Genomic DNA, 12,898 nt, shown 5'->3' with positions numbered 1-12,898 from the left:
TTCATCCGCGATCGACGACGGCCCTCCACGCGTCGAGCTTGCGTTCGTACGTCATCGACGCGTGCGCCGGGCTCGTCGACGGCAGCCGTACCAGTGCGATCGGACTCTGCGGGGTTGTCACGTACCGGAGGAAGCTGGATTCGGCTTTGGCCCCGTTGAAGAAGATGCGTTCGATCGTCGGATGTTCGCGAATCAGCGTGTCGATGTCGTTGACGACGATGGACGATTCCTCGATCGCCGAATCGAGACTGCCGAGACGCGTACACAGTTTCAACACATCCCATACAGCGATCCCGTGGGACTGCAGCACCGTCGTCCGTTTCTCGTACGGGACCGACGGTCCCGCGCCGAAGAGGTCGCCCATGATCGGCCAGAACGCGTTTCGCGGATGGGCGTAGTACTGATTCGCCGTCAGGGAGGCGACGCCGGGCATCGAGCCCAGGATCAAAGTGTGCGCGGAACGATCGATGATCGGCGGGAAACTGTGCACGGTGGTCACCGCTCCACAGTGACACACGACGAAAGTCGGGGACACGTCACGAAAGGATGCGAGTTCGCCTGTGAAGGGCGGACAATGGAGCCCATGTTGGATCCACGAGTACTCGACAACCATGAACTCGACGCCGAACTGGCTGTGCTGCGCCGCGGCCGCGACCAGTCGATGGACGAAGGCGCCGACGACGCAGCGCTGGCGGAGGCCGACCGCTTGATCGCGGCGTTCGAGAACGAGATCGAGTCGAGGCGCAAGGCGGCCGCCGACCCGGAGATCTAGGCAGGCCGCGACCGCGGCGACTGTTCGCGTGTGATTCCACCGCGTCCACGGAGTGATGTAGTCGGTCCACGTTCGCAGGCGGTGTGCGGACTGTGGATCGGCGTGTCACCGGGGAGTGTGCGCCGGCGCGCGACACAGGCTCGGTGTCGTGATCTCGCTTGTGTCTTGACGTTTCGAGATGTGGTGCCCCCGGTCAGACTCGAACTGACACTGTACGGGTTTTGAATCCGTTTCCTCTGCCAATTGGGATACGGGGGCCTGCGTTGTCTTGCGGTTCACTACTTTAGAAGATGCGCCGACGGGGTCAACCACCGGTACCCTTCAAATGCTCTCACGACCGGGTGGAAGCATCGTGCGTGCCTACGCATGCGAACGGTTTGCGCTGGTCGATGACTTGTCGAAGGAGACTGTTACTCATGAATGCTCCTGTTACGCAGGAGGGCGGCAGGCCCGCTCTCCGTGTCGTGGTTGCCGAGGACGAATCGCTGATTCGCCTGGATCTGGTGGAGATGCTGCGCGAGGAGGGCTACGAGGTCGTCGGAGAGGCCGCCGACGGGCAGCAGGCCGTCGATCTGGCCGTCGAACTCCGTCCGGATCTGGTGATCATGGATGTGAAGATGCCTCGGCGTGACGGCATCGACGCCGCGTCGGAGATCGCGGAGAAGCGCATCGCGCCGGTCGTGATTCTCACCGCATTCAGTCAGCGCGAGTTGGTTGAGAAAGCGCGCGACGCGGGCGCGATGGCCTACCTCGTGAAGCCGTTCTCCAAAACCGATCTGATGCCGGCCGTCGAACTCGCGGCAAGCCGCTACACCGAGATCTCGTCCCTCGAAAGCGAAATCGCGGATCTGCAGGAACGTCTCGAGACGCGCAAGCTGATCGAGCGTGCGAAGGGCAAGCTCATGGAGTCGCAGTCCTTGACAGAGCCGCAGGCGTTCAAGTGGATTCAGCGCGCGGCCATGGACAGGCGAACGACGATGAAGGCCGTTGCCGAGGTCATCATCGAGACGCTCGATCCACCCGCGGAGGCGTGACAGCGCCCCCGAACGCTACGGCCACGTAAATCTTCGGCAGCTGAGGTCACAGTCAGGTCACGAGCCTTCTTCTCACCGATCGCACATCGCTTCGGGCAGATAGCGTCTGATCCCACACGAGGCACATATTTCACGTGCGCTTCATCGATGAGCAATCAAGGAGACCCCCGATGGCAAAACGGACCTACGTCCGCACGGCTGCGGTTCTGAGTGCTGCGTCATTGGCACTGTTCGGCTGTTCCTCGAGTGACGATTCCAGCTCGGAGGACAGTGCCAATTCCGCCAGCGGTGGCGGATCGGCAGCCGCGGAGACGACGGTGTCCACCGATTGCACACCGGAACAGGCCACCGCCGGTGCCACCCCGGTCACGACGCCTCTCGTCGTCGGCACGTTGCTCCCCGAAACCGGTACCCTCGCCTTTCTCGGCCCGCCCGAAGTCGCCGGTGTTCAGCTCGCGATCAACGACGTCAACGCCGCAGGGGGCGTACTCGGTCAGCCGGTTCAGTTGATCCCCGGTGACTCCGGCGACACCACGACGGACACCGCGAACGTCACCGTCGACCGCCTACTCGCCGGTGGCGCCGACGTCATCGTCGGAGCAGCGTCGTCGTCGGTGTCGCTCAAGGTGATCGACAAGATCGCCAGCGCAGGCGTCGTGCAGTTCTCGCCGGCCAACACCTCCGACCAGTTCGTCTGCTACCCGGACAAGGGGCAGTACTTCCGTACCGCACCGACGGATGTCCTACAGGCACAGGCGTTGTCGCAGCTCATCGCCGAGGACGGCGCTCAGCGTGTGTCCATCCTCGCGCTGAACGACCCGTACGGCACCGGTCTCGCGCAGAACACCGTCGACAATCTTCAGGACGCGGGCATCCCGTCGGATCAGATCCAGAAGATCATCTACGACCCCAATGCGCAGTCCTTCAACGCCGAGGTCGACGACGTGAAGAACTTCGCGCCCGACGCGGTAGCGGTCATCGGCTTCGAGGAGTCGGCGAAGATCATCACCCGTATGCACGAGGTCGGCATCGGTCCGTCCGACGGCACTCTGGTCTACGGTGTCGACGGCAACATGGGTAACGCACTGGGTGAGGCCGTCGCAACGCCGTTGCTGGACACGATGAAAGGCACGACGCCGCTCACCGACGTCGGAACCGAATTCCAGGACCGTCTGAAGGCGCTCAACCCTGCGCTGGTCGACTTCAACTACTCCGGTGAGTCCTACGACGCCGTCGTCATCTCGGCGCTCGCGGCGGAACAGGCGAAATCGACTGCGGGAACGGACATCGCGGCCAACATCAACAGTGTCACCAAGGACGGCGAGAAGTGCACCAGCTTCGCGCAGTGCCTGCCGCTGGTCCAGGCCGGAACGGACATCGACTACGACGGCATCACCGGCGCGCTGAACTTCAGCGACTCGGGTGAGCCTGCCACCGGGTCTTACGGCAAGCTCGTCTTCGGCCCCGAGAACACCCTCACGACAGAGGGATACATCGTCGTCGGGGAGTGATGCTCGACCGGATGTGAACGAGCCCCGATCCGCTCGGCGGGTCGGGGCTCGTTCGTGTTCGGGCGCGGTGGGCCTGGGTGACCGAAGGACGCCCTCGCTCACTCTGAGTGAGCAAGGGGCGCCCTCGGTCCGGGGGGCGCGGTGAGCCTGGGTGACCGAATGACGCCTTCGCTCACTCTGAGTGAGCAAGGGGCGCCCTCGGTCCGGTGAGCCGGCCCCGAGTGACCGAAGGTGACATTCGGTCACCCCCAAGCACGCGCACCTACTTCTCTTTACTCCCCGCGAGCGTGCCGAGGTACAGCTCGATGACCTTCGGGTCGTTCATGAGGTTGGTTCCGGTGTCGGTGTAGGCGTTTCGACCCTGATCGAGCACGTATCCGCGGTCGCAGATCTGTAGGCATCGGCGGGCGTTCTGTTCGACCATGATGATCGAGACACCCGTCGCGTTGATCTTCTTGCAGCGGATGAACACCTCGTCCTGGAACATCGGGGACAGGCCGGCCGACGGCTCGTCGAGCAGAAGGACCGACGGTTCCATCATCAACGCACGGCCCATCGCGACCATCTGCCTCTCGCCGCCGGACAGTGCGCCTGCCTTGACCTTCCTGCGTTCACCCAGGAGTGGGAACAGCTCGCTCACGAACGCGAACCTTTCCGCGAACTTCTTGGGACGCAGATAGATTCCCATCTCGAGGTTCTCTTCGATGGTGAGCGACGGGAACACGTTCTGCGTCTGCGGAACGTAGCCGACACCTTTGGTGACCAGGACGTGCGCCTGGGCCGACGTGATGTTGTCGCCGCGCAGCTTCACCGATCCCTGACGGACGGGGATCAGGCCGAACAGGGTTTTCAGCAGTGTCGACTTGCCGGCGCCGTTGGGGCCGATGATGCCGACGATCTCACCGTCACGAAGAAAGAAATTGCATTCGTTCAGGATGTTGACCCCGGGGATGTAGCCGGCCACCAGGTTGTCGGCGCGGACCAGTGCCCCCTCGGCGAGCCTGGCGTGTTCTTCCGGCGTCGCCGCGAATTCCGCTGGTGTCAGGTTTCCTGTGTTCGCTTCGCTCATCGCCCGTCCTCCTTTGTTGCCGTGGGGGAGTCGGCCACGAATTCCGGTTCGGACAGGTCGCCGCCTGCTTCGAGCTCTTCCGCTTCGGCTTGTTCGAGTGCTTCGGCCAAACGTGCTGTGGCACCGACCGGATCACCGTTCTCGTCGAACTCGAGCGCTTGGTCGTGGTGACTGCCGAGGTAGGCGTCGACGACGGCGCCGTTGTTGGACAGTTCCTCCGGCGTCGATTCGGCGATCACGCTGCCCTGAGCCATGACGACGACCCAGTCGCTGATGTCACGGATGACGTCCATGTCGTGCTCGACGAACACGACGGTCATGCCGTCGTCGCGTAGGGACTTGATGTGACTCAACAAGCTCTGTGTCAGAGCTGGATTGACGCCCGCCATCGGCTCGTCCAACATGACCACCGCCGGGTCGGTCATCAGTGCGCGCGCCATCTCGAGCAACTTGCGCTGACCGCCCGACAGCGAGCCGGCGAGGTCGTCGGCTTTGGCGTCGAGTTTGAAGCGGCTGAGCAACTCGTACGCACGCTCGGTGATCTCCCTCTCCTGGGCCTTCCAGGTCCAGGGCAGGAGAGTGTTCAGGATTCGCTCACCGCGCTGGCCGGTGGCCCCCAACTTCACGTTGTCGAGAACGGACAGCTTCGACAACGCCTTGGTCAGCTGGAACGTGCGCACGACGCCCTGCCGTGCGACCTGATGCGGGTGCATGCGGCCGAGGGACTTCCCGTCCATCGACCACGTTCCCGTGTCCGGGCGGTCGAACCCGGTGAGCAGGTTGAACAAGGTCGTCTTGCCTGCCCCGTTCGGACCGATGAGCCCGGTGATGCACCCTCGTTGGATCTCGAGATGGGCGACGTCGACGGCCTTGAGTCCGCCGAACGTGCGCGAGACACCGTCGACGACGAGCGTCGGATCCGGTTTCGGTGCGCCCGGAACTCCGGGAACGCCCGCGAAGAGCGCGGCGCGTTGCTCCTTGCTGAGCACAGTCTTATCGGGCATCGATCTGGACCTCTCGCTTGTTGCCGAGGATACCCTGGGGTCGGAAGACCATCAGTACCGCGATCAGGATGCCCAACAACACGAAACGTGTTGCGCCGACCTGTTGTTCGGTGAGGTTCAACAACGGATCCGGGCCTGCGATGGCTTGACGCAGTAGAGCGTCGGGAATCGACAGCAGGAACCAGAACAGCATCGCGCCGAGCACCGGGCCGAAGACCGTCGCAGCGCCGCCGAGGATCAACGCGCCGAACGCGAAGAATGTCTGTGCCGTCGAGTAGAAGTCGGGGTTGATGGACTTGGTCTGCAGGGCGTTGAACACGCCGCCCATGCCACCGATGACACCGCCGAGCACGAGGGCCTGCATCTTGTAGACGAAGACGTTCTTGCCCAGAGACCGCGCGGCGTCCTCGTCCTCGCGCACGGCTTTGAGGACGCGGCCCCACGGGCTGTGCGTCAGCAGGTACACCAGCCCGCACAGCAGCAGGACGAGCGACCATCCGACGACCATGGCCCACAGGTCGTCGCCGTAGAACTTGACCCCGAGGAACGAGTACTGCTTACCGGAGTCGAACGGGCTGAGCGAGGTGAACGGATCGGCGAAGCCGAAGATGCCGTTCGTCGACTTCGTCACGGAATCGGTTGCCGTCGAACGGAACACGAGACGCAGAATTTCCGACGCGGCGATTGTCACGATGGCCAGATAGTCGGCTCGCAGCCTGAGCGTCGGGATGCCGAGCACGAGTGCGAGGAGTCCCGCCGCTCCGAGGCCGACGAGAATTCCCAACCACAGCGGCTGCTGATAGGTGATCGTCATGATGCCGACGCCGTATCCGCCGAGCAATGCGAATCCGATCTGACCGAAGTTCAGCAGACCGGCGTAGCCGAAGTGCAGGTTCAGTCCGATCGCGAGCAGCGCGTAGAAGATGGCCGACGGCCCGATCAGCTGTGCGAGCGAGACTTGAAGTGCTCCGAGAACATCCATGTCGTATCACCCGATCCTTTGCCGCGAACCGAGGATGCCCTGGGGCCTGACCACGAGGATGAGAATCAAGACGAGCAGTCCTCCGATGTACTTGAGATCGGGATTGATGATCATCGTCGACCACTGAACGAGCAGTCCGACGATCACGCAGCCGAGGAGCGCTCCGTATGCGGTTCCCAAGCCGCCGAGGGTGATTCCGGCGAACATGAGCAGCAGCAGTTTGAAGCCCATCTCCCATTGGACCCGGCCTCCGAGTTCCGACAGCCCGAACAGGACACCGCCGAGGGCGGCCAACCCACCGCCCAGACACCAGACGAAGGTGACGACGCGTTCGACGTCGATACCCGACGACGCAGCGAGGTCGCGATTGTCGGCCACGGCGCGCATTGCCTTGCCGATTCGGGTGCGCTGCAACATCACTGCGACACCGACGAGGACGACGATGCTGATGACGATGCAGGCGAGGCCCACGTTCGTGATCGCGAACGGCCCCCATTCGTTCTGCGTCTGCGCCTGATAGTCGTCGAAGGGCTCCGAACGGTCGGAGAAGAAGATCAGGATCAGATACCGCAGCGCGATGGCGAGGCCGATGGACACCACCAACTGTGCGATCAAGCCGGTCTTACGTTTTCGTAGTGGTCTCCAGATGGCAGAGTTGGCCAGCCACCCGATCGCAATTCCGACGACGATCGCCAGAAGCGTCGCCCAGATGAGCTGAATACCCATGGACACGTTGAAGACCCAGGCTGCGACGGCGCCCAGCGTGACCAACTCGCCGTGAGCGAAGTTGGTCAGTCCCGTCGTCCCGAAGATGAGGCTCAGGCCCACGGCGGCCAGTGCGATCACGAGGCCGAATCGAAAGCCGTCGACCGTCGTTCGGATGAACTTCTCGTAGAACGGGACCTCGTTCGAGGTACGCGCCTCGCCGAACGAGAAGATGACGGTGTTCGCTCGGCCCGCTTGGACGTCGCGTTCGACCGAGCCCTGGACGCTGACATCGTCGGGCAGCGTGTCTGCGACGACCTCGAACGTGTATGTGCCGGGCGACAATTCGAGTGTCCAGCGACCGCCGTCCTCCGACGTCGTGCGGCCCGCCTCGGCGCCCGACGCGTCGACCGCCCGGACGTCCACGCCGACCAGTCTCTCCCCGCCGTTGTTCAGGCTGCCGCTGACGGCGACGGCGTTCGCCGGAGGAGGCGGCGGTTCCTGCGCGAGCGCGGAACCGCCGAACGCCACCGCGAACACGGCGGCGAGAAGTGAGAGAACGAGTATTCGGGACGAATGTCGGCGGTGGCGCCGTGGTCGAGTCGATCTTCGGTTCCATCGCACACTTGGAGCCACGCACGTCCTCCGGACGGTGTAAGAGCCGGCCAGTATGGGCCGACTGGAGCTTGCAATTCTCGGACTCTAACCGTCCGGACCGCCCGAAACCGGCGAGTTGAATTTCCGGCTTGTATCTTTTGCGTTTCGAACTACTTGGCCGCACGTCGGAGGCGTGCCTCGAGATCCGTTTACGTCCTGTCGGTGCCCGTACCTAGACTGAGTAACCGTGAGCCCCGTAACCGACGCACGTGCATCCTCCGCATCCTCGACCGGTACGTCCGCAGATGGCGAGCAGCCGACGTTGCTGCTCATCGACGGGCACTCCATCGCCTTTCGGGCGTTCTTCGCGCTGCCGGTGGAGAACTTCAAGACCACCAGTGGGCAGTCCACCAACGCCGTCTACGGGTTCACGTCGATGCTGATCAACCTGTTGCGCGACGAGAAGCCGACGCACATCGCGGCGGCGTTCGACGTGTCGCGACAGACCTTCCGCGCCGAGCGGTTCCCGGACTACAAGGCAAACCGCAGCAAGACGCCCGACGAGTTCGCCGGCCAGGTCGACATCACCAAGGACGTCCTGGGTGCGATGGGCATTCCGGTCATGGCGGAGGCGGGCTTCGAGGCCGACGACATCATCGCCACGCTGACGACGCAGGCCGAGGCGCTCGGATACAAGGTGCTCGTCGTCACCGGCGACCGCGACTCGCTGCAGTTGGTGACCGACAACGTGACGGTGCTGTACCCGCGCAAGGGCGTCTCGGATCTCACGCGGTTCACGCCCGCTGCCGTCACCGAGAAGTACGGGCTGACGCCGTCGCAGTACCCGGATTTCGCGGCACTGCGCGGCGACCCGAGCGACAACCTCCCCGGCATTCCTGGCGTCGGCGAGAAGACGGCGACCAAGTGGATCGTCCAGTACGGGTCTCTCGAAGAATTGGTCACCAACGTCGACAAGGTCAAGGGCAAGGTCGGCGATGCGCTGCGTGCCAACTTGTCGAGTGTGGTGCTCAACCGGGAGCTCACCGAGATGGTGCGCGACGTCCCACTGCCGTACACGCCCGATCAGTTGGAGCTCGCGCCGTGGGATCGCGAAAAGATTCACGGCTTGTTCGACGACCTCGAGTTTCGCGTGCTGCGCGACCGCCTGTTCGACACGTTGGCGTCGGCAGAACCCGAAGCGGAGGAAGGGTTCGACGTCCGGGGCGGCGCGATCGCCCCGGGCGAGCTCGCCGAGTGGCTGACGACGCATGCGTCGTCCGGGCAGCGCCACGGGCTCTCGGTGGTCGGTCCACGTCGTCCGTTCGACAGCGACGCGTTGTCCATCGCCATTGCTGCGTCCGATGGTGAAGGCGGATTCGTGGACACCGCGTCGCTCGACGAGTCGGACGAGAAGGCGTTGGCTTCCTGGCTCGCCGACGACGGTCAGCCCAAGGCGCTGCACGAGGCGAAGTGGGCCATCCATGCGCTGCGCGGCCGCGGGTGGACGCTCGGCGGGCTGACGAGCGACACCGCGCTCGCGGCGTACCTGGTGCGTCCAGGTCAGCGCAGCTTCAACCTCGACGACCTCTGCCTGCGGTACCTCAAGCGCGAACTGCGCGCCGAGGATTCCGTCGAGGGCCAGATGTCGCTGCTCGACACAGAGGACGTCGCGGCTGCCGCCGTGGCCGAGGGCGAGATTCTGCGTGCTCAGGCGGTCCTCGATCTCGCCGCGACGCTCGACGACGAGCTGGCGAGCATCGAGTCGAGCGCGTTGTTGACCGACATGGAATTGCCTCTGCTGTCGGTGCTTGCCGACCTCGAAGCAACCGGTATCGCCGTCGACAACAACCATCTCGGTGAGCTGCAGAGCCAGTTCGCGTCTCAGGTCGCCGACGCCGCCAACTCGGCGTACGAGGTCATCGGCAAGCAGATCAACCTGGGGTCGCCGAAGCAGCTGCAGGTCGTGCTGTTCGAGGAGCTCGACATGCCGAAGACGAAGAAGACCAAGACCGGTTACACCACCGACGCCGACGCCTTGCAGGGTCTGTTCGAGAAGACCGAGCACCCGTTCCTGAAGTTCCTGCTCGACCATCGAGACGCGACTCGGATGAAGGTCACCGTCGACGGTCTACTCAAATCCGTGGCCGACGACGGCCGCATCCACACCACCTTCAACCAGACCGTCGCGGCGACCGGGCGGTTGTCCTCGACCGAGCCGAATCTGCAGAACATCCCGGTTCGTAACGACGCGGGACGACACATTCGAGACGGCTTCGTCGTCGGCGACGGCTACGACACGCTGCTCACCGCCGACTACAGCCAGATCGAGATGCGCATCATGGCTCACCTGTCCGGCGACGAGGGGCTGATCGAGGCGTTCAACACCGGCGAGGATCTGCACAGCTTCGTCGGTGCGCGCGCATTCGGTGTACCGATCGAGGACGTCACATCGGAACTCCGTCGCCGCGTCAAGGCGATGTCGTACGGCCTTGCCTACGGGTTGAGCGCGTTCGGTCTTGCCGCGCAGCTCAAGATCTCCACCGACGAGGCCAAGGAGCAGATGGAGGCCTACTTCTCGCGCTTCGGTGGTGTGCGTGACTACCTGCGCAACGTCGTCGAGGAGTCGCGGAAGGTCGGATACACATCGACGTTGTACGGTCGGCGTCGCTACCTTCCGGATCTGACCAGCGACAACAGGCAGCGCCGCGAGGTCGCCGAGCGTGCTGCGCTGAACGCCCCCATTCAGGGCACTGCCGCCGACATCATCAAGGTCGCCATGATCGACACGCACACGGCGTTGGCGGAAGCCGGGCTGCGTTCGCGCATGCTGCTGCAGGTCCACGACGAACTCGTCCTCGAGGTCGTCGAGTCCGAACGCGAAGAGGTCGAGGCGCTGGTGCGCGACAAGATGTCGTCGGCCATCGATCTGTCGGTCCCGCTCGAGGTGTCGGTCGGCACCGGCGCCAGCTGGGACAAGGCCGCGCATTAGGAGTTCCCCAATAGCAAGAGGCCCGGTCGCGAGTGCGACCGGGCCTCTTGTCGTTCAGTCCTGCCTACTGGGTGTCGGCTCCAGCGTTCTGCTCGGCGATCTGCTTACGCACCTCGTCCATGTCGAGAGCCTTGACCTGACCGACCAGGTCCTCCAGCGCGGATGCCGGCAGCGCACCAGGCTGCGCGAACACGAGCACACCCTCGCGGAAAGCCATGATGGTCGGAATCGACTGGATGTTCGCCGCCGCAGCCAGGCCCTGCTCGGCCTCGGTGTCCACCTTCGCGTGCACCACGTCGGGGTGCGCTTCGGAGGACTTCTCGAACGTCGGAGCGAACTGACGGCACGGTCCACACCAGGACGCCCAGAAGTCGACGAGGACCACGTCGTTACCTCCGACGATGTCGTCGAAGTTCTGCTGAGTCAAAGTCTGTGTTGCCACGCCTGCCCTTTCGTCGGTATCCATGACCTTCTGCCGCCTTCAACGCGCGACGGTACCGAAATCATTCCGCGGCACCGACGAGCGGAGCTGTCCGAAAGGTCCGGCGGTAGGCGTTGGGGGTCGTGCAGCGCAGGCGAACGAAGTGCTGACGAAGGACGGCGGCGTTGCCGAACCCGACGCGTTCGGCGATGACGTCCATCGACAGATCGGAGTTCTCCAGAAGCTGCTGTGCCGCGAGTACGCGTTGGTCGTTGAGCCACCGCGCAGGCGTCGTACCGGTCTCGGCTTGGAAGCGTCGTGCGAAGGTTCGGGTGGACATGTTCACGCGCGCCGACAGCTTCTGCACGGACAGTTCGGTGTCGAGGTTCTCGGTCATCCAGTCGAGCAGCGGGGCGAGTGTCTCGACCTCGACGGTCGGCAGGGGAGAGGTGACGAACTGCGCTTGCCCACCGTCCCGATGCGGCGGGACGACCATGCGTCGGGCGATACCGTTCGCGACGACGCTTCCTTGTTCCTTGCGCACGATGTGCAGGCACAGATCGATCCCGGCCGCAGTACCGGCGCTGGTCAGGACGTTCCCGTCGTCGACGTACAGAACGTCGGGGTCCACTTCGGCGAGCGGATAGTCCGCTGCGAGCCGTGCGGAATGCCGCCAGTGCGTCGTGCATCGTCGACCGTCGAGCAAACCGGCTTTGCCGAGCACGAACGCGCCGTTGCACAGGCTTGCGACCTTGGCTCCCCGTGCGACCGCGGCGCGCAGCTTCACGAGCAACGGCTCGACGGATTCGTCGAAGTCGCTCGAGCACATCGAACACCCGTCGTCCGAGAGGTGGGTGCCACCCGCGGGGATGATGATGAGGTCGGCGTCGTCGAGCTGTGACAGGTCGTAGGGAACGTCGATGGTGTAGCCGAAGCGCGACCTGATCGGTCGATCGACTCCGGCGATCAACGAGAAGTCGTATGTCGGCAGGCCTTCGTCGGATCGATCGAACCCGAAGACCTCGCACGCGACGCCCAACTCGAATTGTTCGATCAACGGCATGAGTGGAACGACGACTCGTTTCAGCATGCCCGTCAGTATGGCAGGAAAACGCGCAACTGTGTCGTATCTGCCGCTGTTGTGAGAAAGCTGCTGGTAGCAGACTCGAGGACATGACACTCGCCTTGTTGATTTTGGCAGTTCTGGCCGTCATGCACCTGGCCGTGGTCGGCGGATTCGCGCCCGATACGCACAGGCAGAAGAGTCAGTTCGGCGACTACGGGTTCTGAGCCGCGTGGCCGACGAGCCATTCGACCTTGCCGTCGCCGTCCCACCGCCGAAGCGCTGAGGTCTCGCCGACGAGAATGCCCGGTTCCGAATGCAGTAGTTCGATGGCCGACCCCAGCTCGTCGTCGGTCATTCGGCGAGCAAGCGTGACGTGGGGCGTCCAGTGTCCAGGCGCGGTGTGGGGCCTGACGCCTCGCGCGGTGCCGACCAGCGACGCGACGGCGGTGTGCGCGTCGAGCAGTTCGGCGGACGGGATCACCAGACGGGCGAGCGTTGCGTGCCGCCCGCGGAACACGACCAGAGGCCCGAGCCGGATCGGAAACAGTGGAACGGGCAGGGTCCCGATTCGCGCATCCAGGTCCGTGAAGTCGTCGGCGACCGCGAGGGTGACGTGCGGACGATTCGACGCGCCTCGGTGCCGCGCCTGACTGGGCAGACCGGCGTCGAACAGCAGTTGCCACTCGCGCCGGACCGCGTCGTCGAGCTCGTCGTCGAGGAGGAGTTCTACCGACTGCACCATGTCAGC

At 64.1% G+C, this 12,898-nt stretch carries 12 protein-coding genes and 1 tRNA gene; 4 read left to right on the top strand and 9 right to left on the bottom strand.

Features of this window, described 5'->3' with window-relative positions; genetic code table 11:
* Nucleotide 1 precedes the first annotated feature (1 nt).
* On the bottom strand, nucleotides 2-499 hold the full coding sequence (locus HQ354_RS00270; protein WP_068420807.1) for a DNA-deoxyinosine glycosylase: 498 nt from the start codon (nucleotides 497-499) through the stop codon (nucleotides 2-4).
* A gap of 84 nt (nucleotides 500-583) precedes the next feature.
* On the opposite strand from HQ354_RS00270, the gene HQ354_RS00265 reads away from it, so the two are divergent.
* Nucleotides 584-772: a hypothetical protein gene (locus tag HQ354_RS00265; protein WP_125833399.1), complete on the top strand. Its 189-nt coding sequence runs from the start codon at nucleotides 584-586 to the stop codon at nucleotides 770-772.
* Nucleotides 773-953: 181 nt separating this feature from the next.
* On the opposite strand, the gene HQ354_RS00260 is transcribed toward HQ354_RS00265, so the two are convergent.
* Nucleotides 954-1,030, bottom strand: a tRNA-Leu gene (locus HQ354_RS00260).
* Nucleotides 1,031-1,188: 158 nt separating this feature from the next.
* Between HQ354_RS00260 and HQ354_RS00255 the strand changes: the two genes are divergently transcribed.
* Nucleotides 1,189-1,806, top strand: coding sequence for an ANTAR domain-containing response regulator (locus tag HQ354_RS00255; RefSeq protein ID WP_222633967.1), 618 nt, complete (start codon nucleotides 1,189-1,191; stop codon nucleotides 1,804-1,806).
* A gap of 170 nt (nucleotides 1,807-1,976) precedes the next feature.
* A complete protein-coding gene (locus tag HQ354_RS00250) occupies nucleotides 1,977-3,317 on the top strand; it encodes an ABC transporter substrate-binding protein (RefSeq protein WP_068420813.1) in 1,341 nt (446 codons plus the stop codon).
* A 262-nt stretch (nucleotides 3,318-3,579) separates the two neighbouring features.
* Here HQ354_RS00250 and HQ354_RS00245 read toward each other — a convergent pair whose 3' ends face one another.
* From HQ354_RS00245 to HQ354_RS00230, 4 genes are read right to left on the bottom strand one after another with little or no spacing between them, the layout of a single operon-like run.
* Nucleotides 3,580-4,386 carry an ABC transporter ATP-binding protein gene (locus tag HQ354_RS00245; protein ID WP_068420815.1) on the bottom strand — a complete coding sequence of 269 codons (807 nt, stop codon included), beginning with the start codon at nucleotides 4,384-4,386 and terminating at the stop codon, nucleotides 3,580-3,582.
* Nucleotides 4,383-5,390 carry an ABC transporter ATP-binding protein gene (locus HQ354_RS00240; protein ID WP_068420817.1) on the bottom strand — a complete coding sequence of 336 codons (1,008 nt, stop codon included), beginning with the start codon at nucleotides 5,388-5,390 and terminating at the stop codon, nucleotides 4,383-4,385. Before HQ354_RS00240 ends, HQ354_RS00245 begins: the two co-directional genes overlap by 4 nt.
* Entirely contained in the window at nucleotides 5,380-6,372 is a 993-nt protein-coding gene (locus HQ354_RS00235; protein WP_068420823.1) for a branched-chain amino acid ABC transporter permease, read from the bottom strand. The genes HQ354_RS00240 and HQ354_RS00235 overlap by 11 nt, the downstream gene beginning before the upstream one ends.
* Nucleotides 6,373-6,378: 6 nt before the next feature.
* On the bottom strand, nucleotides 6,379-7,701 hold the full coding sequence (locus tag HQ354_RS00230) for a branched-chain amino acid ABC transporter permease (RefSeq protein WP_371828779.1): 1,323 nt from the start codon (nucleotides 7,699-7,701) through the stop codon (nucleotides 6,379-6,381).
* Between the two features lie 220 nt (nucleotides 7,702-7,921).
* On the opposite strand from HQ354_RS00230, the gene polA reads away from it, so the two are divergent.
* Nucleotides 7,922-10,663: a DNA polymerase I gene (gene polA / locus HQ354_RS00225; RefSeq protein ID WP_222633966.1), complete on the top strand. Its 2,742-nt coding sequence runs from the start codon at nucleotides 7,922-7,924 to the stop codon at nucleotides 10,661-10,663.
* A 64-nt stretch (nucleotides 10,664-10,727) separates the two neighbouring features.
* Here polA and trxA read toward each other — a convergent pair whose 3' ends face one another.
* The 3 genes from trxA to HQ354_RS00210 all read right to left on the bottom strand — a co-directional run bounded on the left by trxA (nucleotide 10,728) and on the right by HQ354_RS00210 (nucleotide 12,892).
* Nucleotides 10,728-11,105 carry a thioredoxin gene (gene trxA / locus HQ354_RS00220; RefSeq protein WP_068420979.1) on the bottom strand — a complete coding sequence of 126 codons (378 nt, stop codon included), beginning with the start codon at nucleotides 11,103-11,105 and terminating at the stop codon, nucleotides 10,728-10,730.
* Between the two features lie 61 nt (nucleotides 11,106-11,166).
* Nucleotides 11,167-12,174 carry a helix-turn-helix domain-containing protein gene (locus HQ354_RS00215; protein ID WP_068420828.1) on the bottom strand — a complete coding sequence of 336 codons (1,008 nt, stop codon included), beginning with the start codon at nucleotides 12,172-12,174 and terminating at the stop codon, nucleotides 11,167-11,169.
* 187 nt (nucleotides 12,175-12,361) lie between these two features.
* Nucleotides 12,362-12,892 (bottom strand): 2'-5' RNA ligase family protein, encoded by a 531-nt coding sequence (locus HQ354_RS00210; RefSeq protein WP_068420980.1) that lies wholly within the window; start codon nucleotides 12,890-12,892, stop codon nucleotides 12,362-12,364.
* Nucleotides 12,893-12,898: the final 6 nt, after the last annotated feature.

It is taken from the genome of Rhodococcus sp. BP-261 (genome assembly GCF_019835205.1).
GTDB classification, from domain to species: Bacteria; Actinomycetota; Actinomycetes; order Mycobacteriales; family Mycobacteriaceae; genus Rhodococcoides; species Rhodococcoides kyotonensis_B.
This window is presented reverse-complemented; position numbering and strand designations above follow the sequence as displayed.

Bases quoted from the DNA above. Each gene is read 5' to 3' on its own strand.
- HQ354_RS00265 (WP_125833399.1), top strand. From the start codon at position 584: ATGTTGGATCCACGAGTACTCGACAACCATGAACTCGACGCCGAACTG.
- HQ354_RS00255 (WP_222633967.1), top strand. From the start codon at position 1,189: ATGAATGCTCCTGTTACGCAGGAGGGCGGCAGGCCCGCTCTCCGTGTC.
- HQ354_RS00250 (WP_068420813.1), top strand. From the start codon at position 1,977: ATGGCAAAACGGACCTACGTCCGCACGGCTGCGGTTCTGAGTGCTGCG.
- HQ354_RS00245 (WP_068420815.1), bottom strand. From the start codon at position 4,386: ATGAGCGAAGCGAACACAGGAAACCTGACACCAGCGGAATTCGCGGCG.
- HQ354_RS00240 (WP_068420817.1), bottom strand. From the start codon at position 5,390: ATGCCCGATAAGACTGTGCTCAGCAAGGAGCAACGCGCCGCGCTCTTC.
- HQ354_RS00235 (WP_068420823.1), bottom strand. From the start codon at position 6,372: ATGGATGTTCTCGGAGCACTTCAAGTCTCGCTCGCACAGCTGATCGGG.
- HQ354_RS00215 (WP_068420828.1), bottom strand. From the start codon at position 12,174: ATGCTGAAACGAGTCGTCGTTCCACTCATGCCGTTGATCGAACAATTC.
- HQ354_RS00210 (WP_068420980.1), bottom strand. From the start codon at position 12,892: ATGGTGCAGTCGGTAGAACTCCTCCTCGACGACGAGCTCGACGACGCG.